This is a genomic window from Bacillus sp. FSL R5-0585, from assembly GCF_038004545.1.
Taxonomy (GTDB): domain Bacteria; phylum Bacillota; class Bacilli; order Bacillales; family Bacillaceae_G; genus Bacillus_A; species Bacillus_A cereus.
This window is the reverse complement of record NZ_JBBORJ010000001.1, coordinates 1,160,548-1,182,563: the sequence shown is the minus strand read 5'-3', so window position 1 is coordinate 1,182,563 and position 22,016 is coordinate 1,160,548. Positions and strand designations below refer to the sequence as shown.

Sequence of the window (22,016 nt, the reverse complement as noted above, 5' to 3'; positions counted from 1 at the left end):
TTTGAGAGGTGGGCTATTATGTATATTCCAAAGTATTTTAAAGTCACAAATGTTGATGAAATTTGGGATTTTGTTCAAAAAAACTCTTTTGGAACAATCGTCACAACAAAAAAAGAGAAACCAATCGCAACTCATTTGCCTTTTGGGTTAACTAAACAAGGTGATGATTATTTTATTACTGGACATATGGCTTATGGGAACCCCCAGTGGAGAACATTTGAAACCTGTGAGGATGTTCTTATAATGTTTCAGGGACCGCACTCTTATATCTCTTCTTCTTGGTATGAAAATGAAGAAGTTCCAACATGGAATTATCAAGCTGTCCATATATATGGTAAAGCAAGTATTTTAGATAAAGGGGAGTTAATAGATGAATTAACAACAATGCTGAAAAAATATGAAGAGCACCGTGAAAATCCAGTATTATGGGATAAACTCTCCCCTACTCTGTTAGAAAATGAACTGAAAGGCATAGTTGGGTTTAAAATTAAAGTAGGAGACATCCAGGCTGCATATAAATTAAGTCAAAATCGAAATGAGACGGATTATATTAACATTATTGAGAAATTGTACGATGAAGAAAATCCAGATGCAAAACAAATGGCGAAACTCATGGGGAGTAGATTAAAAAATCACATATAATCCATCGTTATTCAACTCTCACATTTCAAAATTAAAGAACAGACTGGAGCGCTTTATCGGCGGTTTTCTTTAGAACGTAAAAGATTGAACTGAAAGTGACTGGCGTTTAATTAAAAAAGAATCTATTTTGAAAACAGATGATTCAAAATAGATTCTCACGTTTTAGTATTAAGTTTATTTTAATCAAAAACAATTTTTAAGCCTTCGAAATATCAACAAATCCTTCTCCGAACACGTCACGAACATCGTGTATAGCGATGAACGCAGCTGGATCTGTAGTTTGAACAATCCGCTTTAGCTTCACTACTTCTTGCTTATTAATAACAACATAAAGAATTTCCTTCGGAGTTTTCGTGTAATAGCCATGACCTGAATACACAGTAACCCCTCTACCCATTAAAGTCGTCACCTTCCCAGCAATTTCATCTGGTTTATCAGAAATAATCGTGATGGCCTTTTTCGGATTTAAACCTTCAATTACAAATTCCATTACTTTCGTTCCTACATATAACATAATAATTGTCAGCATCAGTTTTTCTGCACCAATGATGAAATAAGATGAAAACGCAACGATTAAATCGAAGAACAGTAGACCATAGCTAATACTCCATCCTAAATACTTATGCGTCATTCTTGCTAAAATCGTAGTACCTGCAGTTGTTCCGCCAACACGAATGATTAGACCAATACCACACCCAATAAATATTCCACCGAAAATGGCATTTACGAGCATTTCATCAGAAGCAATCGTCCAGCCTTCTGTTAAATGAAGAAATAGCGAGTTGGTCACTACAGCGATAATCGTATAAATCGTTGTAATCTTATTTAAAAATTTATAACCAACTATTAACAAAATCGCATTTAAAATTAAGTTAACTAAACCTGGTGACCACTCAAATAAATAGTACGTAATAATCGTGATACCTGTTACCCCGCCCTCACCAAACTCGTTCGGAATAACAAATAAATTGACACCTAACGCAAAAAGAAATGCACCGATAATAATAAAAATAATGTCTGTCGTTCTTTTTTTCATACAGTACCTCACTTCTTATGTAAATATTTATTCTGCCATAAACTCTCACTATTATATCGTGGAATATTCAAATCGAACAGTGGTTTGTTTTTATTTTAATATAAGATAAAAAATCAACATTATTTATTATGTACTGCAAATAAAGTTTTGATTTCACCCGTAATTTACTCTTAAAAAGAAATGCTGAACATTGACTTGCACAAATTTCAAATAAAAAAGTACCCATCTAATTGTCATACGCAATGAGAATTAGATGGGTACTGCATGATACATTTAGTTTTTACATGTATTGTTTGGAGAAAATTGCAAATAACGACCTATACTCGCCTTATTAAGACCAAATCCATACATCATCATTATTTTCAGTGTTCGTCTTTGCTTCATGAACTCTTTCGATATGATCAACTGTGTTCCAGTTAATAGAACTTCCGCCCCAGCCTACATACTTCATATCAATTTTTACTTTCTCACCCGTATTAAATACTTGTCCCTTTGTTAAGAAAACATCAATAATATCTTTCTTCCCATTTAGCGATGGATACTCAACTACAACATATTTAGTAGCACCGTCTCCCTCATCTTCCATCGTTCCTACTTTTGCTACTTCTCCAATTACATAATCAGGTGAGCCATCTTCTTTCATGTGCATACCTAACTTGTTTGTTGTATTTTCAACTGCAGTTGCAACCATATACTCTGTAAAATTACGCATCATAGATCCAGTAGCTTTTACTTCATCTCCTACTTTAACGTTTGAAAGTGAATCAATATACACACTAACAGGTTCCTCATATTGCTTAGATTTAACAACAATTACACCGTTATCTACTTCTACTACTCGTCCTTCTAACGTCGAGAAATTCGATTCAATAGAAGCTGCACTCGCTTTTGTTACTTCTAGTCCTGGTAAATTTGTTCCTGATAATGCTGCGATCCCTAAAGCACCTGCTAAAATTATTTTTTTCATACCCATATGTAACATCTCCATTCATGATGATTTTATTTTTGATTGGTATCGACCAACCTGTAATCATTATAGTTACAGGTTATAAAAATAACAACCGTTTTCCTCATGCAATGTTGCATACTGTGATTTTCAAATGTGAATTTTAACCAAAAATGTTTGTAGATTATTCCTATATTCAGCACTAATACTAAATTCTCAAATTACAGCAGGTGAACTTATTGGAGGCGGAGAAACTAATGTCATGTACAATGTTCTTCAACTCTACGGTTTGTATAGCCGTAGTCCATTACATTCTGTAGCAGCGGAGTTAACATGTTAATAAAACCAAAGAGGTTACAAGCAGGAGATATCGTGGCGACAGTAAGTCCTTCATGGGGAGGCGCAGGTGATTCTGAGATAGGATAACGATATGACTGTGAATTAGTACTTTTCAAATGATAAAGGGGGATTTACGTGTATGGAAGTAACATTTACAGTAAGTAAATGGGATGAAAAACCAATTGATGATACTAGAAAAGATTTTCCTATTAATATTGCTCATGTTGAATATGATATCGATGGGGAATTACAAGGAAAAGCTTTTGTTGAATACTTATTATATTATTTGGACTCAAATATAAATGATGGTCACTTGGCTACTGCTAAAATTTCTGGTTTTTTACACTTCGAAGGAATTTATAAGGGGCAACAAGGGACATTTACAGCTATAGAGCAAGGAATATTTGATAAAGGAAATTTAGATTCCCCAGGAACAATTATTAAAGCTACCAGTAACTTAGAAAATCTGAGAGGGTCCTATAATTATCAGTTTACAGGTCAAACTAGTAAACTAATTTTAGAGTTTGAACTTTAGCAACATACCCTATAATTTAGTGGAAAGGACATTTCTTGTAATACTAGGAATGTCCTTTTTGTTGACGAGCTAGTACGTTATAGTCACTGCCAATTTTTGTAGGCAGCGTTGATGTTAATAGTCCTTGTACAGCGAATCTCCCCTGTTCATCTTTAGATCCTTCTGTAAATAAAACAACATCCTCTCTCGTAAAAGTTCTTTCAAAGGTAATTTTTTCGCCTACTTGCAATTTCATCGATCCTCCTCCTCAAATACACTTGTAAAATAAGAAAAACCGAAACTAAAAATCATTTCGGTTTTTCAAAACTATAGAAGTCAATATTTACTTTAACGAATGGACAAACAACCCACTACGCAGTTTCGGTTCAAACCACGTTGATTTCGGTGGCATGACTTCTCCAGCATCTGCGATTGCTAATAAATCTTCCATAGATGTCGGATATAATGCGAATGCTGCTTTGTATTCGCCGCTGTTCACAAGGCGTTCTAGTTCTTCTAATCCGCGGATTCCTCCGACAAAATCGATACGTGAATCAGAACGCGGATCATGTATTTCAAGTACTTGGCTTAATAAATGATCTTGCAGGATAGATACATCTAAACCTCTAACAAGATCATTCGCATCAAATGTTTCTTCTTTCACAGTAAGCTTATACCACTTCTCATTTACATACATACCAAATGTTTTTGGCTCATTTGGTTTATACGGAGAAACAGGTGCTCCTTCTACATAAAAGTACTGCGTAATTTGATTTAAAAACTGTTCCTCTGATAAGCCATTTAAATCTTTCACAACTCGGTTATAGTCCCAAATAGATAACTCATCATGAGGGAATAAAACAGATAGGAAGAAATTAAACTCTTCTTCTCCTGTGTAATTTGGATATTGTTCTCTTCGCATAAGTCCTACTTTTGCAGCTGATGCAGAACGGTGATGCCCATCTGCAATATAAAAATTAGGAATATCTTCAAATGCGTTTACTAAAGTCGTAATTACATCTTCATCTGCAATCTTCCACGCAACATGCTTAACACCGTCTTCTGCTGTAAATGTATAAATTGGCGCATGCTCTTCTTTCCAGCTTCTAATTAAATGCTTTACTTCATCTTTTGTACGGTACGTTAAAAAGATCGGACCTGTATTTGCGTCACACACATCTACGTGGCGAATACGATCTAACTCTTTTTCATGACGTGTTCTTTCATGTTTTTTAATTGTATCATCTTCATACTCATCAATAGATGTACAAACGACAAGGCCTGACTGCGTTCTTCCTTGCATCGTCAGTTCATAAATATATAGCGCTGGCTCTTCATCTTGTATGAACACTTCTTCTCGTATAAATTGCTTTAAATTGTCGCCCGCTTTTTCATACACGCGATCATCATACGGTGACAGTTCAGGGTCTAAATCAATTTCTGCTTTATCAACATGCAAGAAAGAATATGGATTCCCTTTTACAACTTCCCTTGCCTCTTCACTATTTAATACGTCATACGGTAAAGCTGCAACTTGTGCTGCTTTTTCCTCTACTGGACGAATGGCCCGAAACGGTCGGATTTTTGCCACATTCCTCTCTCCTTTACACAATCATTCGAACGGCTACAACACCTGTAATTTTGCTTATATTTTCCACAATATTCTCTTTTATTATATCATCAATTCCGTTATCGATATCAATCATTGTGTATGCCCAAGAATGTTTACTACGATTAATCATATCGGCAATATTAATATGATGTTCCGCTAAGCATCCTGTAATTTGCCCTACCATATTCGGGACGTTTTGATGCATAATTGTAATTCGTTTCTTTCCGATATACGGCAATTCTACGTTTGGATAGTTTACTGAATTACGAATATTTCCTGTCTCTAAATATTCACGTAATTGACGCGCCGCCATTACTGCACAATTTTCTTCCGATTCAGACGTTGATGCGCCAAGGTGAGGCGTCGCTGTTACATTTTTCATCTTTATTACATTTTCATTCGGGAAATCCGTTACGTAATGTGTAATAATATCTTCTTCTAATGCTGTTTGAAGAACCTTTTCATCTACAAGTTCTCCTCTAGAGAAATTAAATAAGCGCATCCCTCTTTTCATCTTCTCTACAGCGTGTTCCCCAATAATCCCCTTCGTTTGATTCGTAAGAGGAATATGCAGTGTAATATAATCACACGTTGCAAAAATTTCATCAAGGCTAAATGCTCTTTGCACATGTGTAGAAAGACGCCAAGCTGTTTCAACTGAAATATAAGGATCATATCCGATAACATCCATCCCTAACGCTAACGCATCGTTCGCAACTAAAGCACCGATTGCGCCAAGTCCGATAACACCTAGACGTTTCCCTGCAATTTCTGATCCAACGAATTGTTTTTTTCCTGATTCAACAAGCTGTGGTACTTCTTCACCCTCTAAGTTTTTCGTCCAACTTACACCATTAATAATGTTACGTGAAGACATAATAAGACTGGCAATAATGAGTTCCTTTACAGCGTTTGCATTTGCCCCCGGCGTGTTAAATACTACAATTCCTTTTTCTGTACATCGCTCGACAGGAATATTATTTACACCAGCGCCAGCTCTTGCAATCGCCTTTAAGTCTTTTGAAAACTCTTCTTGATGTAAAGAGTAGCTACGAAGCAAAATTCCATCTGGATGATTAATTCTATCTCCTACTTCATAACGTTCTTCAGTAAAAACTTGCAAGCCTTTTTCTGCAATTTGATTTAACGTTTGAACACGAAACATATCCCCATCTCCCTATCTATTCTCAAGCTCAAATTCCTTCATATAATCTACTAATCGTTTTACGCCGTGTGCTGGCATCGCATTGTAAATACTGGCACGCATACCGCCAACTGAGCGATGTCCTTTTAACGTAACAAGGCCGCGTTCCTTCGCTTTTTGTAAAAACTCATTGTTAAGTTCTTCTGACGGTGTTGTAAATGGAATGTTCATAAGTGATCGATGCGCAGGATCAACTGGTGAAGTAAACAATTTAGATTCATCTAAAAAATGATAAATAAGTGAAGATTTCATTCTATTTTGTTCTTCAATCGCAGATACTCCGCCTTGCTCTTTCAACCACTCTAGTACAAGTTTTGTTACGTAAATACTAAAGGATGGCGGTGTATTATATAAGGAGTTATTTTTACTGTAAGTTTCATAATTTAACATTGTCGGACAAGAGCGATCTGCTCCCCCAATTAAATCTCTTTTTATAATAGCAATCGTTAAGCCCGCTGGTCCTAAATTTTTTTGTGCTCCCGCGTATATAAGACCAAACTTCGAAACATCATATTGTTCTGACAAAATATTTGAAGACATATCCGCAACGAGCGGCACTCTTTCTATATGTGGAATATCCACATATTTTGTCCCCTCAATTGTATTATTCGTTGTAATATGTACATAATCTAGTTTTTCATCGCTTAGTAAACCGTCCAGTTTAGGAATCGTAGTAAACTTCTCTTGCTCGGAAGAAGCAATCACTTGTACTTCCCCAACTTTTTCGGCTTCTTGCAGTGCCTTTTTAGACCATGAGCCAGTTAGTACGTATCCAGCTTTTTTATACGTATTCATTAAGTTCAGTGGTATCATAGAAAATTGTAATGACGCACCGCCTTGTAAATATAAAACATCATACTCATCAGGGATGCTCATTAATTCACGAAGTAAGTTACTCGCTTCCTCTATAATACTTTGAAAATAAGAAGATCGATGACTCATTTCCATAATAGACATGCCTGTCCCGTTATAATTTACAAGCTCCTTTTGCACTTTCTCTAAAACTGGCAAAGGGAGTATTGATGGTCCTGCTGAAAAATTATAGACTCTCTCCATTACCCTCATAACCTCCCTATTTCTCATTTTTATTAATTTTTAAACTTTCTGAATTATAACCCGAAATATAATACGTGGTCAATTTGTTTTCTATTATTACGGCGCAAGACGCAATGGAATCGCTTGCATGTGCAAACTATTTTTATAAACATACAAAAAAGTGTTAAGTACATAATCGTACTTAACACTCTAGTAATAAAGTATAATTGCTAATTATCCGTGAAGAACCGATCAAAAATTTGATAAATAGCAGAAAGACCAATGAGCCAATAAATAGTGTCCACAAGCGCCGGCATAGAACCAAACCATTTCTCAACTACATTGTAATCTAACGCTACAAACAACCAATTCAAACCGCCGAGAATCACCAAAATTACTGTAAGGTAAGACAAAAATTTCATTATGATTGCCCCCTAGGTGATAAGATGGTGAAAGGCCTTTCACTAGAAATATATGTAGTAAACTTCAAAACTTACCTATTTTGTAAAAATTATTTTCGGTACCAGCCGTTAATAACTGCCTCCGCTTCTTTACTATGTATTTGATACGGATGTGTACTATCATTAGAGCCAATAAACCAAATTGAAAAACCTTTAAAATATGGTTTCGGTTCTAATACATCGCGGTAAGCACGCCATCCATTTAATTGTACATCTTTCGAAAACACATTAGAAACATCTGGATTCCACGGATTTTGCAGTCCAAGTTCACGCGCTGGAACGTTAAATCCACCAAAATAAACGGGCTTTCCTGTTGCATTATGTAATTGTTCCAATTGCTGAACAACATTTTGTCCACGGTTATATACTGTCGTCGCAAATAAACTTTGCTTCACTTCTTCATATGACGGATTTCTTTTTCCAGAAACTTCAAACCAACTATCGATACTAACAATATCTACCTTCTTTAAATACGGACGGTTTATTTTCTCTATAAACTTCGCTTCATAAGAAGGATCCCAGCTTGCTGTTAACCACCAGTTCATTTGATACAAAACATTTCCTTTATACTGATTACGAACAAAATCAATTGTATCGCTCCAGTATCCTTCTGCATACTCCATATTCACGAAATTAGAAGCAATCTTTAGTCCATACACATTGTATTTACTTGTAATGGAATTAAAAATATCTTGCAGAATAACCGTCTTCCAATTCCAGAAGAAATCATTAATGTTACTTGGGTTCCATTCTGTCTCTCCAACATTCCCCTGCTGAATATATGGGAACGGTTCCACTATAACTTGAATATTACGCTTTAATAATTCTTGAATTAAAATAATAGCTTGTTGCTTTTGCGCTTGATTAATTACCATATTAGTAGAAGTCACATTTGGGATATCTACTTGAATCGGTACATTTACTGTATTTAAATTTAAGCGCTCCACATCCGCTAATACTTTCGCTACATTTCCAACTTCCCATACTGTTACGTTTCCTGATTTGATTTTTCCAGATTGAACAGTATTTACATCTGCCTGTACATTTCCTTGAAAACAAAAAGAAAACAACATAATAAACACTCCTAAAAAACTTATTAAACTCTTATTTTTCTTCACAACTTTCCCCCTATAATTTTTGCCTTTCTTGATTATTTTATACAACGTTTCATATATATTCCACAAAAAAGCCAATAAATTTTTATTGATAAAAATGCTATTCATCCTTTATTCACATCTTACTCATACTAAGCTCCTAAAAATAGTAAGATAAATAAAAAAGGAACGGATTTCCGCTCCTTTTTTATCTTTTTACAATTATCAATCCATTTCCCTTTTAGGCTCTACCAACATGATATGGGATTCCTTTTCAGTGAAAGGTTTATGCTCAACGCCTCTCGGGACAATAAACATCTCGCCTTTAGAAATTTTTACCTGTCCATCACGAAAATCAATGAACATCTCCCCTTCAAGCACAATAAATAGCTTATCCGTATTAGGATGCTCATGCCATATAAAATCTCCATTAGCTTTAAAAAGCTGAATTTGATCGTCATTCATTTCACCAATCACTTGTGGATACCAATAATCGTTAATTTTAGATAACTCGTCATTTAGTTTAATAGGTTGGTAATGGATAATAATCCCTCCTCACTTTCAAATTCCACTATATTACAGTAATATAAGTAAAAAAGTCGTTATTACGCTTAAAAAGAAAATGCTCCGGCCAGAACTTTTCATTCAGATAGTACAAAGGAGTGATTTCAATGAAAGTACTTTCAATCCAATGTTTCCTTTAACTCTCCATAAGTATAGAACAGTGATTTTCAAATAAGAATGGACCCCTGTTGACATTCGTATGGATTATTGATGAACTTCTCGCGATATTTAGTAGGCGAAATGCCAACTCGCTTCTTGAAAACTCTACTAAAATAAAAAGGGTCTGCGATTCCAACAGCCTGCGCAATTTGTTGTACAGGCACATCACTTGTACATAACATTTTTTGAGCCATCTTTATACGATAGTTCAATAAATATTCTGCTGGCCCCATACCTGCATGCTTTCTAAACACGTAAGAAAGACGATTTCGATTAACATTATTTTGTTCTGCAAGTGTATGAATTGTAATATCTTTATAATAGTATTTACGAACGTAACTAGATATTCGTTCGAATAAAGTATGCGACTCATAATTGCTTTCTCTATTGAAAACACTTAATAAAGCTTCATTCAACGCTTCGCGAAACAGCATTTCGGTCTGAAACATCGAAATGCCTCCACGCTGATTATATACATCCCAAAGACGCATAAGTAATTCGACAAGACGAGGAGATTGTCCTGTTAATAATTCAAAATGCTGATGAGTAAAGCCAGAGTCTTCTCGTTCTGAATTGCTTATCTGATATAAAACAAGAATATATTCCCAGTTCATTTCACCAAGCATTTTATGGGCTAATGTCATTTTTGCACCCCCATGTATAACTTTTCCTGGGGAAAGAGTATACGGCGTACCATTAAATTGAAATTGCGTCTTCCCTGTAATTGGAAATACAAATCCTGGGAAAGAATCTGTAGACTCAGCAAAAGGCACACCTGGATTTTTAGCATAACGATATACTCCTTCTACTCGGAAAGGAGTATTGGCAAGATACTCTGCTAACTCATTCACGTCCAACTTCACAATACACGCCTCATTTCAATAATAGTTTTCTTGTAATTCGCGAGATTAATTGGTGTACATTCTGGGAAACGCTAAACTAAAAATAGTACATACAACTTAACAAGATCTGGTTATTAACCTATAAATATATTATTTTTCATTTATTGACCAAAGTATCCTCCCTATATTATTGATAATGATTTTCATTGTAGTTTGATAAAAAAACATTTGTCAAGTTGGCTGGCCTAGAAAAATGATGAAACAAGGGGGATAGAGGAACAGTTCTGTTGCAAATAATACCTAGTCTTTGTTAACTAATTCCCCTCAAAACTGGAATGATCATGTTAATAGTTGTAATGACTTTATTAGTTACAGCACTTGCAGCATGTGGAAATAATCGTAATCCTGAAGAAGTTGCTACAGCGTATTTCGAAGATGGAAACAGCCTACTATCAAATTAAATGATAGTAGGCTGGCTGTTAAAATTATTTAAGAACTGGGTTATGTTCTAAATGATAAGCTTTCATTATCAAAAAGAGTATTACTAGTTCCCTCCACAAACAAAAACACCCTATCACTTCGGTTCTAAATTTAGCACCTTCCCCTCTATCCCCTCCGTATTCAATGTAGTCTTATGATACGTGCCATTTACCCAATCATCTATTTGATCATGATACCAATCGCTTCTAAAATGGCCCGACTGTCCTGGCCCTACGATATGATAACCGTTTGACATATCTTTCGTATCAATAATGAATCTCCAAGACGCCCCGTGATTTACAATGCCGTTTTCGCCGTAACTCGCTGCTTGCACGGTAACTTGGCTCCCACCAATCGGAACTGGTTTCTCACGATTAAAAGCGAGTAATGCTAACATACTCGATGATTTCGAAATGGGATGTGTAAAAGCGAGTTGATGATAATCGCCCCACTTCCACTCTCCAACATCGGGTCCATATTCCTTCTGCAATTTCTTCATTACATTCTCGTACGATGTATGCACAACTTTTGTGAAACCTCCGTACTTCGTAAACCAAACGCTATTTTCTCCCGCTACTTCTTTTCGAATCAATTCATCAACAACTTGTGACTTCCCTTCAAATAACTCCATTACATCTTTCGGTATTTCTTTTGAAAATAACGTATTTGAAATCTCTTTCATTAACAAATGGAATATTAATGGTGCCGCTTCATCTTTACTATCGTAAAAATTCCACTTTGTTAATTGGTCTACGCCTTCTTTCTCTACCTCATTTAAAGATGCTTTATTTAACTCTTTTAAAAATATAGGAGTAAACTCTTTCCCATATAAATTCTGTTGATCCATCTGTAACTCTTCTAAATCTTTCACCGTATACTTTTCCTTCTCTTGCAAAAATTCTTGAATACGCATTTGCCTATATGGCTGCGCCCACGTATTGCTAATATGATACGGATAATCATCATCAACAATTTTATTATTCGCAGTTGAAATAAACCCTTGTTTTGGATTAATTACTTTTGGAAGTTGATCAAACGGGATATACCCTTCCCATTCATATTCATCTGTCCATCCTGGAACAGGTAAGCTACCATCACCTTTTTTACGCACTGGTATATTTCCATTCGCTTTATAAGCAATTGTGCCGTCGTTTGATGCAAACACAAAGTTTTGGGTTGGTGTATGAAAATCTTGAAGAGCGGTTTCAAACTCATTCCAGTCTTTTGCTTTGTTCATATTTAATACAGCTTTTAACTCAGCTGACGGTTCTAAAGCTGTCCACTTTAAAGAGAATACTGTTTTCGTTTTCTCCTTCCCCTTATCCGCAAACTCTGAAATTACTGGTCCATGCCTCGTAATCGTAACGTTATAAGGAATTGTCTTCCCGCCTTTTACTTTAATCGACTCGTCTACAACGGTAGCTTTCTCCCATTTATCGTTATACAGAAATTCATTTTCATTATTAGGATTTCTCTTCTCAATATATAAATCTTGCACATCAGGCCCTGTATTCGTAACACCCCACGCTATTTTGTCATTGTGTCCTAATATAACACCTGGTACTCCAGCGAAAATAACGCCACTCACATTTAAACCTTTCATTTCAAGTCTCGTTTGATACCAAATAGAAGGCGTCGCAAGAGATAAATGAGGATCATCTGCTAAAATTGGCTTACCTGACGCACTCTTCTCACCGCTCACAACCCAGTTATTACTACCGTTAAACTCCGGCGGAATTATCGTTTTTGAAAAACTTTGTGCTACGTCCACATTTGTATTTTTCAGTTCAGCTAGCAATCTAGGAGCATCTTTCGGATATGCAGGAAATAGCTCATTCGCTTGCTCTTTCGGAAGATTTTTCAGCGCCCAATATCGAAATGCCTGTCCGTGCCAATGTCCTCCTAAGTCAAACGCCATATACTTCCCGATTGTTAAAGTATCAACAATTGACCACTCAGCAGGTTCATAACCTAATATAGTAAACTCAACTGGTAATTTCTTTTCCTTTTTCGCCTCACGTATAAAAGCGTTCACCCCATCAGCAAATGACTGGAGGGCATATTTCGCTTCTCCATCATATTGACCAACTGAAGCTTCGGCCGCTCGCCGTAAACCGAGTGTTCGAAACAATTTATCTCGGTCAACAGCTGCTTCCCCAACAACTTCACTTAACATACCAGAAGCTTGTCTTCTACTTAAATCCATTTGAAACAACCGATCTTGCGCTTGCACATATCCTTGTGAAAAATATAAATCATGTGCATTTTCCGATTTAATATGCGGTACACCTTTACTATCACGCTTCACCGTAACAGCCTGTTGTAAATCCTCTAGCTTTATCGTTCCATCTATCTTTGGCATAGATTTCAGCGTATATATGTTCAAAAAAATCGCAGCGGAAATAACTAACAAAAGAACGATACTACTAGCCCAAATAAAAATTCTTCTTCCCCTTTTTCGTTTCTTCTTTATAACGACTTCCATATAACCACCCCTTTCTCACACAATTCGCTTCTTTTTGAGAAAGAACCTTTTAAAGACATTGAAAAACCCCCTTCATTTTCCTACCAATGAAGGGGGTTTTTCTTATCGTTCGCTACGCCAACTTTCATTATTCCCAAGATTTGAATCTGTCGCTACTTGGACATCATATAACATTTCACTAAAGAAGCGTTTATCTACTTCTTTTGGTACAATGCGTCTTTCATCATCAATCTCATCGTATTCATATGAACCACGATTCACTGTACCTGCTTTATAAAATTGAATGTCAAATACACATACATCTTCTTCATCTTCATAACCAATCGGTGCTCCGCTAAATGACAATTGCACACCTAATCCGGTACGAGTATCTTCTTTGTAAAATGTATAATATACACCGCCATCTTGAACAGACCCACGGATCCATCCAAGCTTCGTCATCTTACCGAATAACGAACGACCATTTAGTAAAATACCGCCAAATCTCTCAATAGCACTCTCATCATTCTCTTCTACTACAAACACTGGACGCTCAATTTGTAGGAACGGCTGAACAATTCCCGCACTTTCTAATTGCTCTTTCCATAATTCCTTCTCCGTCTCAGGCAATTCTAACGGATGAACGAAACCAATAACAGTGCCAGATGAAAGTTCATAACTCTTCCCGTCAATTGTACAGAACACGCCACCTTCTGCATAACGGAATGCCTTTAGCAACTTCCCTTCCTTATACTCACCCCAAATGAGTGAAATAGAAAATTGCTTCATAATTGGATTATCCATAAATACAGACTTCCATGCATTATGTGACCAATAACGCTTTAATGAAAGTGCCGTTTCCAATCGTTGTTTTTGCATGGAAAGAGTATTTCGGAGTTCCTTCTTTAAAGAGGCTAATTCTTTTTTAGCCTCTTCAGCCTTTTCTACATCATCTTTTGCATTCGGCTTTGGAAGTGACTTCATACGTTTTCCTTCTTCTGTCTCTAATTCAATTTTTGACTCTGTAGTTAAAATGGCAGTAAAACTTCGATTCCCGAAATCAATTATTTTTTCACCATGTATAGTAAAGCCTAGGTCCGGCACCAATTGATCTTCCAGCTCTTCCTCTGTTATACCACGTGTTTTCGCAGCAAGACTTAGCGCTTCTTTTGCTGCATTACGTACTTGCTTATGTTTATATTTAAATGCTATTGCATGAATAGACATAAGTGCAAGCTTAGATGAAGACAAACCTAAAGCACGAACGGCATCCGCTGCTATCTTTCCTCTCATTTGAAGCACCCATTCATCAATTTGCTTTATAAGTATGTCGACCATTTTGTCGTCACTATACATTCCGTATAACGAAAGAATTCCACGTTTCTTCACATCTGCGTCTTGAGAAATCCATATTTGATATATTGTTTGCACATATTCTTTTAAGTCCTCTTCATTTAAAGCTCTACCAATTACTTCTGCTGTTTCTTTCTTCTCAATAACAGCATCTGAAATATACTGTTGTAAATAGGCTAACGGAATTGCAGCATCAGCAATTTTATCAGAGTTACGTAAACGGATTTGTGGCTCATCCCCAATCAATTGCAGAAGTGAATTTCTTGTTTGTTCAGTTAAAATACGTGCACATAGTTCTTCTATCTTTTCTTCCTCCGTTTGAAATAAAAACGAGAATTTTCCTGCGAAAGATTCATTTTTACTTTCTTGCAAAGCTTCCTGTACAAGTTTCGTATATTTTTCAAGCTTATACTCTATAAGTATTTTCATCACATTTTCACGAACAATTTTCTTTTTATTATGAAGTTCAACTGCTACATCTGCTGCAGCTTCTACATCTTTTGAAAGCAGTTTAACTACAGACTCACGCATTTTTTTAGATGAATCTCCTAAGCTTTTAATTAAAATTGGACGCATTTTAATCATGTTATCCTTTGCTAACTCTTCTAAAATATATGCTTTGGCCACAGCAGAATACTCATCAAATCGTTCAATGATGTACGCTTGTTCTTTTACAATTACACAAACAAGCGCTTCCTTCGCCTTATTTCGCTCTTCACTGTAGCATGCAGCTTCTTCAACTGCATAAGCGATAAGCTTTTCCTTACTTAATCCATACGAAAGCAGATCTTCTAATACTTGTTTCGGTTCTACTCCCCTGACAGAACATTCGTAAAGAAGTTCGTATAAATTAACACTATCTTCATCTCCAAACTGTAGTGTAAGTACAGCTTCCCTCTTCGCTACATCATCTATATCCCAAAGAAGCGCAACCTCTAACACCGGCATACCCCAATACATACTTCTATATTTCGGATTTTTAAGTATTTGCTCCATATCCTCAAGTGACAATTTCCCTTGTAAATAATCACGATATGTATCCCGCACTGTAGACAATTTTATTTGCAAAGCAGCAACAAAAAATTCTTCTCGCATTTTCCCTATATTTAGCTCATGTTCTTTTTCAGCTAACGTGCGTGCGATGATGAGATAATTCATTTTACTTACATATTGCAAAGTACGTTGAATACATTCAGGATCTTCCTCCAACATAAAGCATAGCAATTCATATTCATACGTCTTACAAAAATCCTCACTATTTAAATCATGTTGTCTTAGACGATGCGCAAAAAATCTTTCCTTAGAAATCCAAAACTGTGTACAAAAACTTTGAATTTCTTCATATGTTTCTCTATTTACACTACCAGTTTTTTTGTAGTTTTGAGACTGACCGAGAGTGTGACACATATAACGTGTTGCATAGTTTATAAAACCCCAAACATTTTTCTTCGCCAATATTTCAATATATCGCCTCGCAACATTCGAATATTTATGAACACAAAATAATAGCCGCCAAATATGTTCCGGTAAATTCCCACCTATAAATACTTCACTATCATCTTCATCTTTTAAATACCGTTTAACTGCTTCAACCTTTTCCTTTTCCCCTAGCAGTTTTAATATAAATTCTGTATGTTCTTCTAACCTTTCATTCAATAAAGAACTATATGTACGAAACTTTTCATAATCTACATCAAACATTATGAGAAGTAATGTTAATTGTTGCTTAGTTGGTAAAGTATGTAATTGTCCCTCTATATAGTTCGGACTCTCTTTTGTTAACTCTCTAAGAAAAACATCTGCTTCATTTACATAACTTGAAATACTGGATAAATATTTACATGCGATTGCTACAAGTTTGTCCAAAGGAAGTGCACTTTTTTCTAAATAAATCTTCATTTTAGAAAAACTGACATGCGCAAAACGGACTACAAGAACATTTAATAATTGCTCCTCGAGTATATGGTAAAATAATCGAAAAAAATCCGGATCTTGTTTATGCACTTTCCTAAAATCGTTTATAAATCTCTCCGCAAAATCACTTCTTTTTTGATCACGAATTGTCGTTAGTTGAATATTTTTTAAAATCTCTTCTTCTTTTGTCTGTAAATATCGTTGTGATAATTGTTTCTGTTCTTCTGTCATATTAATATATTGAAACAACTCAGATGTACTAGTAGTCAAACTTTGTACCCCCCGCATCTTTTTATCTATTATAAAAATACCCTTATTTAATGGTAGTATAGCATAAAACTAACAAAAACGAACGTACATTCTGTATTAAATTAATGTAAATTAAAATACACTACTCAACATACATTTCCTTCTCTCTAAACTTCCCATTACAGACTTCTCCCCACTAAAATCCTTTAACTTTTTGCTACACCAATTCCTCAAAATCCCCTTCACATAAGCTAACGTTTTCTTATTATTTTCAAACGCAATTTTAAGTGCCTCTAACACTTTCTCTCCAGAAAGTCTTTGTATCCAATTCTTCAATTCCTTCACAATATATGGGGATAATCTACTAATATTTTGTTCATAAAACTTATAAACTTCACTATTTGGAACGTCCTCTTCTATGGTTTCCACCTCTATCTCTTCCGCTTCTTCTTTCTCTTCAATAACTACTTGTGAACTACTATTATCCTCTTCTTTTGGCATACCAAAATGCTGCAATAATAATGGAATCTTGTATTCTTCTTCAAGGCATTTACGTAAAAATATATGTATGAACTCATTACTTTTTATAGTCTTTAACTCACGTAATACGCACTTCTCCACATTCGTATTTGAAATAGGGTTATAGTGTAACCAGTTTATTATGAATACCTCTTTCGTTTCCGTATCATATATAATCTTTCCATACTCAACAAACCTGTTTAGCAACTTCTCAACAGTCTCCATACTGTAACCTGTTTCAAGCTCTGCCACACGCTTCGGTAATATGTAAATACCACATTGCTTCGTTTTCGTACCAGTTAACAAATATATGTAAAAATAACGCTCCTCTGGCGTTAAATCTAATATGAATTCATCTTGCCAAAAGTTCACCTGCACATTACGGTATACTGCCATATGTTTCCCTCCACTCTTTGCTAGTAAATAGGAAAATTTTAATCCTTCATTATAAAGATAGGCATGCGGGAATGGTTTTGGCATTCGAATTACAATTTTTTTACTACTACAACGCCGGTTTCATTTTTTCGCGCTTGTTTTGTTCTTGTAGTTGTTTTTGTTTTTGTTTTTGTTTTTGTTTTTGTTTTTGTTTTTGTTTTTTCTTAGTGATTTATTACTTGGTAGGGGCTTATAAGGGGCTTGGAAGGGCATTCTACATTACAATCTATCAAATACAATTTGTTCTTCCTACTAAATAGGAGCTATTCCAAATTATTATTTTGGATAGCTCCTTTCAAATTCTTCTTATTTTTTTACTTCTACCAATGTCAGCTTCTACATACAATTTCTTCTGCTATTTGTGGGCAGTAAAACTCTCATTTCAAAATTTGGTGAATAAACTGCTTGATTGCAATGCGAGTGGCCCTCACTGATTAAAGTTTCCTTTTATTTTTGCATTGAATCTAACATCTTCACAATAAAGGCAGCCGCCTGACCACGAGTTGCTGTGCCTCGAGGATCAAACTCATTATTTCCAATACCATTAACTACCTTTAGACTGTATAATCGTTGAACCGATTCTTTGTATGTTATTAAATGCTTATCTGTAAATGGTAATGCTACTAACTCACCTGTAATTCCTTTATATCGTAATGCTTTGTCAATCATAATAGATACTTCTTCACGAGTAATTGGTGAGTTAGGATCAAAAATCCCTTCACCACGACCATTAATAATTCCTGCACTTGCACAACGTTTAATACCGTCATGAAGTGATGGATGTGCCTCATTGATATCTACAAATGACTTATTTCCCTCTGGTAGTTTAAGAGCATTCGAGATTAATTTCGCAAACTCCGCTCTCGTTACATTTCGATATGGAGCAAATACACCATTGCCTTCGCCTTGCATAATACCTAGACTGTTTAATTTACGAATATGCCCTTCAAACCAGCCACCTGTAATATCATCTTTTGGTTTTTGTACTTCTTCCTTAGGCTTTTGTACTTCTTCCTTTGGTACATTGTAGTTAATTTTAATCCAGCTTGGGTCATAGAAAATCCATTCTCCATTACCTACTTTATACCAACCATTTTTAACGGCTAATACTTTGTAACGATCTCCGTTTGAAGCTTTACGTACAACACGATGTTCAATACCCGCATCACTACGTACATTGATGCCACTACCATTTACCACTAGTTCCATGCTAGGTTCAGCTGGATTATTTTCATTTGGATTAAATGAGTCATTTTTATCTTGTAAAGGCGTATCAATCTGCGCATTTATATTTGCATACCACTGAATTCCTTGTACGAAACCAGCCCAATTACCACGTGAAATTAAAATGTCAGGACATTTTTTCCCGCTCCATTGTTGATGCTTGTAAATATGATCTGCACCAATTCCTTCTTTGTTCATTAAATAACCTGCAAGTCGTTTTGCATTTTCTAACGCTTTATTGTAATCACCGTCTTGGTTAACCGCAATCTCGATACCGATAGACTCCCTGTTTCCTGAACCATCTCCATCTCCTGCATGCCAACCATTTTCGTTTGTTGGTAAGTGTTGATAAATTTGTTTATCATCTACAGTAAAATGCCATGAAGCTGTTCGGAAAGTGCCTTCAGTTGCTTGCTTGTATAAATATTTCGCATGATTTTCAGCATTAGCACCAGCAGCTGTATTTGCGGTCTCATGGATTGTAATGTAACGTGCTTTCATCGGATTTGCAGGACGAATATCAGGGTTTCCTGCTGGAACAATCCACTCCACAAATGGAACTCCTGCAAGTGTTCCATATTTCTTCGTACTCTGTGCACTATATTGAATACTTCTTGGCTTTGCAACAGGTTTCATTTGACGATCAGATCCATCATTTCGACCATCTACAGATTCAAATGCCTTTTCAATGTTTGAAATAGCTTCCTTTTCTGCTACTTGTCCCTTCTTAGCATCTTGCATTTTGTTTAATTCTTCTGTTTCATCATGTTTATGCTTATATTCTTCTAAAAGCATTTTTTCATTTTCAGATACTTCTGCTTCGTTAATTTGTACATGATCAGGAACTTCCAACTTGAAATTAGAATAATTTAATCCGCTCGTTCCGTGTTCTCCTTGGGCAATATTAAGTTGATCAGTTTGAGATTTGTTGATCTCTTCTGCTGATGCTGATAAAGGTGCGCTCCCTAAAATCACTAGACTTGTTGATAGTGCGATTACTTGTTGTTTGATTGTCTTATTCATTATTATAATAAATACATACACACTCCCACCGTGTATGTATCTCAACCTCCCTTTATTGTCACATTAATTTTTAAAAATATGAATCTACTATGTACTCCCAATATATTTTCTTTTTATTTATATATTTAAATTACCATATTTTATATCCATTAAGAAAATATTTATATGTCATCCCTACAGATGAATTTCATCTAACATACTTTTTATAAAATTCATCAACAAACATTATTTTACAACTAATTACAAATACCGTCAAAATAATCAATTTAAACTTAGACAAATAACTGACATACAATTTCATAATAAGAGATCCTATACTATCGAAATACATCTATTACAAATTCCCTTTAACGTTTTCAACAATCTCATTTATCGTATTCCGATCAAACTTATCACTAATTTCATATGACTCACGATCTCCTACGAATTGCACGCCTACGATATCATTGCGATCCTTACCGTATTGCACTTCAATAATAGATCCTCGCTCTATTTGTTTCCAAATGAGACCTGCTTCATCTTTATTATCTAAAATAATGCAGTCTTCAATATTTTCATCAATCCCAATTAATTTATTATCATCCATATATCCAATCTCGTATTGTTGCCGTTCTTTCGCTTTGCCACTTACTAATATACCTTTGCTACCATATGAGTAATCCATATAGTCCTTTTTCTCCGTTTGTACCACTTTCGGCTTTTGTGCTTCAGTTTTTTCAGCAGTCCCACAACCTGTAATAAGACTGATTGGGATAACCACTATTAATACGAATCTAGTAAATTTCTTTATCATTTGTAACCAACCTCATATATTTAATGCAAAACTCCATTTATTACTCTATTAAAGAATAACATGATATTAAGTAAACAGAACGAAAGATAACATATTCTTTACATACTCGCACTTTAATGAAGGACTAGGCCATTTAAACCTAGTCCTTCATAACTTTAACTTTGCTTCACATACTTAATTGTATGAAATGACGTCTCATTAAATAATTGCAAGTTTTCCCCATCATAATCTTGAACTTTATATGCTATTTTCTTTTTTTGAATTGTATCTTCTACACCGTCTACTAAACGTTTATTGAGATGTAAATAGATTGTAAAAGCTTCCTTATCATATTCCCAAGTGCCTTCAATATAATTCTTTTTATTTGGATACTCACCTTTACCATACGTTTCAAATGTCTTATCACCTTTTAGAATAAGTGACATAATGAAACCGTCTGTTCCTTTGAATCCCCAATTACCGATTAATTCCGTACCATCTTTCACATTCTTCATAACGTTATCCGTATTAATTCCAGCTTTCTTATCTAACTCTTTCAAATCTTTCACAGATACTGTACCGTCACCGATTTTAATATCCCCTTCAAGATCTTTGAATGCCTTAAGCCAGTAAATATCTCCTTCTTTCACTAACTTTTCGGATTTCTCCATTAACTCTTTATCAGTCTTATCGCCTTTTTCTCTTTTTTCTTTTCGGGTGAATACTTCATTTATTAAAGAAAAAGACTCTCTAAAATAACCAATTGCTTTTTCAAAATCCTTTTGTTGATTTACATACTCTGTAGGGGGATCTATTGACTCAAATTTATCTAACACTTTATTTAATCCTTTCACACTATCTACTATATCTGATTTCTTTTTCTTACCGTCAAAAACCTCTCTTGTAATATTGTTATGCTCCGCAAACAACTTATCAAACTCTACTCCTAATTTATACACTTTATTAGGATAGTCTTCCTTTGAAACTTTTTCTTTCTTACTATTAGACTTCGATTCTTTTACTTTAGACTCTTCCGTTTTCTCCTGTTTAGAAGTGTTCGTTTTCTCAGAAACTCCACAACCAAATAACAACATGACCGGAACTGCTACCCCTAGTAGTTTCTTTGCATTCATGA

Annotated in this window: 18 protein-coding genes and 1 pseudogene; 3 read left to right on the top strand and 16 right to left on the bottom strand. The window is 35.2% G+C overall.

Features of this window, described 5'->3' with window-relative positions; all coding sequences use genetic code 11:
- Positions 1-18 precede the first annotated feature (18 nt).
- On the top strand, positions 19-642 hold the full coding sequence (gene paiB, locus MKY38_RS06240) for a protease synthase/sporulation negative transcriptional regulator PaiB (protein WP_065224285.1): 624 nt from the start codon (positions 19-21) through the stop codon (positions 640-642).
- A 196-nt stretch (positions 643-838) separates the two neighbouring features.
- On the opposite strand, the gene MKY38_RS06235 is transcribed toward paiB, so the two are convergent.
- Both MKY38_RS06235 and MKY38_RS06230 read right to left on the bottom strand, forming a co-directional pair.
- Positions 839-1,678, bottom strand: coding sequence for a YitT family protein (locus MKY38_RS06235; protein WP_000747497.1), 840 nt, complete (start codon positions 1,676-1,678; stop codon positions 839-841).
- A 331-nt stretch (positions 1,679-2,009) separates the two neighbouring features.
- The gene (locus MKY38_RS06230) at positions 2,010-2,651 is read right to left on the bottom strand and encodes an ATP F0F1 synthase subunit alpha (RefSeq protein ID WP_070180300.1); all 642 of its coding nucleotides are present in this window, start codon (positions 2,649-2,651) and stop codon (positions 2,010-2,012) included.
- A 451-nt stretch (positions 2,652-3,102) separates the two neighbouring features.
- Here MKY38_RS06230 and MKY38_RS06225 point away from each other — a divergent pair, with 451 nt between their 5' ends.
- Entirely contained in the window at positions 3,103-3,498 is a 396-nt protein-coding gene (locus MKY38_RS06225) for a DUF3224 domain-containing protein (protein WP_006922816.1), read from the top strand.
- 61 nt (positions 3,499-3,559) lie between these two features.
- On the opposite strand, the pseudogene MKY38_RS06220 reads toward MKY38_RS06225, so the two are convergent.
- From MKY38_RS06220 to MKY38_RS06185, 8 genes and pseudogenes are all read right to left on the bottom strand, one after another.
- Positions 3,560-3,733 (bottom strand): annotated as a pseudogene (locus MKY38_RS06220) (dehydratase); the annotation flags it as partial.
- Positions 3,734-3,820: 87 nt separating this feature from the next.
- Positions 3,821-5,068: a DUF1015 domain-containing protein gene (locus MKY38_RS06215; RefSeq protein WP_001063068.1), complete on the bottom strand. Its 1,248-nt coding sequence runs from the start codon at positions 5,066-5,068 to the stop codon at positions 3,821-3,823.
- Between the two features lie 13 nt (positions 5,069-5,081).
- Positions 5,082-6,254: a 3-phosphoglycerate dehydrogenase family protein gene (locus MKY38_RS06210; protein ID WP_000490230.1), complete on the bottom strand. Its 1,173-nt coding sequence runs from the start codon at positions 6,252-6,254 to the stop codon at positions 5,082-5,084.
- Positions 6,255-6,266: 12 nt separating this feature from the next.
- A complete protein-coding gene (gene serC / locus MKY38_RS06205; RefSeq protein WP_050821992.1) occupies positions 6,267-7,349 on the bottom strand; it encodes a 3-phosphoserine/phosphohydroxythreonine transaminase in 1,083 nt (360 codons plus the stop codon).
- A gap of 209 nt (positions 7,350-7,558) precedes the next feature.
- Positions 7,559-7,750, bottom strand: coding sequence for a DUF378 domain-containing protein (locus tag MKY38_RS06200; RefSeq protein ID WP_000670803.1), 192 nt, complete (start codon positions 7,748-7,750; stop codon positions 7,559-7,561).
- An 89-nt stretch (positions 7,751-7,839) separates the two neighbouring features.
- Positions 7,840-8,907: a glycoside hydrolase family 113 gene (locus tag MKY38_RS06195; RefSeq protein WP_000739764.1), complete on the bottom strand. Its 1,068-nt coding sequence runs from the start codon at positions 8,905-8,907 to the stop codon at positions 7,840-7,842.
- Positions 8,908-9,108: 201 nt separating this feature from the next.
- Positions 9,109-9,348, bottom strand: a complete 240-nt coding sequence (locus tag MKY38_RS06190) for a cupin domain-containing protein (protein WP_000997182.1) — start codon at positions 9,346-9,348, stop codon at positions 9,109-9,111.
- A gap of 266 nt (positions 9,349-9,614) precedes the next feature.
- Positions 9,615-10,469 carry a helix-turn-helix transcriptional regulator gene (locus MKY38_RS06185; protein WP_070180303.1) on the bottom strand — a complete coding sequence of 285 codons (855 nt, stop codon included), beginning with the start codon at positions 10,467-10,469 and terminating at the stop codon, positions 9,615-9,617.
- Between the two features lie 314 nt (positions 10,470-10,783).
- Between MKY38_RS06185 and MKY38_RS06180 the strand changes: the two genes are divergently transcribed.
- A complete protein-coding gene (locus MKY38_RS06180) occupies positions 10,784-10,909 on the top strand; it encodes a hypothetical protein (protein WP_102947809.1) in 126 nt (41 codons plus the stop codon).
- Between the two features lie 113 nt (positions 10,910-11,022).
- Here MKY38_RS06180 and MKY38_RS06175 read toward each other — a convergent pair whose 3' ends face one another.
- The 6 genes from MKY38_RS06175 to MKY38_RS06150 all read right to left on the bottom strand — a co-directional run bounded on the left by MKY38_RS06175 (position 11,023) and on the right by MKY38_RS06150 (position 22,014).
- Positions 11,023-13,413, bottom strand: coding sequence for a penicillin acylase family protein (locus MKY38_RS06175; protein ID WP_341048406.1), 2,391 nt, complete (start codon positions 13,411-13,413; stop codon positions 11,023-11,025).
- A 102-nt stretch (positions 13,414-13,515) separates the two neighbouring features.
- On the bottom strand, positions 13,516-16,929 hold the full coding sequence (locus MKY38_RS06170; RefSeq protein ID WP_341048404.1) for a DUF4132 domain-containing protein: 3,414 nt from the start codon (positions 16,927-16,929) through the stop codon (positions 13,516-13,518).
- Positions 16,930-17,040: 111 nt separating this feature from the next.
- Positions 17,041-17,823 carry a DnaD domain-containing protein gene (locus tag MKY38_RS06165; RefSeq protein ID WP_341048402.1) on the bottom strand — a complete coding sequence of 261 codons (783 nt, stop codon included), beginning with the start codon at positions 17,821-17,823 and terminating at the stop codon, positions 17,041-17,043.
- Between the two features lie 486 nt (positions 17,824-18,309).
- A complete protein-coding gene (locus MKY38_RS06160; protein WP_046393165.1) occupies positions 18,310-20,109 on the bottom strand; it encodes an S-layer homology domain-containing protein in 1,800 nt (599 codons plus the stop codon).
- A 334-nt stretch (positions 20,110-20,443) separates the two neighbouring features.
- Positions 20,444-20,902: a hypothetical protein gene (locus MKY38_RS06155; RefSeq protein ID WP_000591626.1), complete on the bottom strand. Its 459-nt coding sequence runs from the start codon at positions 20,900-20,902 to the stop codon at positions 20,444-20,446.
- Between the two features lie 155 nt (positions 20,903-21,057).
- Positions 21,058-22,014, bottom strand: a complete 957-nt coding sequence (locus MKY38_RS06150) for a DUF3994 domain-containing protein (protein ID WP_341048398.1) — start codon at positions 22,012-22,014, stop codon at positions 21,058-21,060.
- Positions 22,015-22,016: the final 2 nt, after the last annotated feature.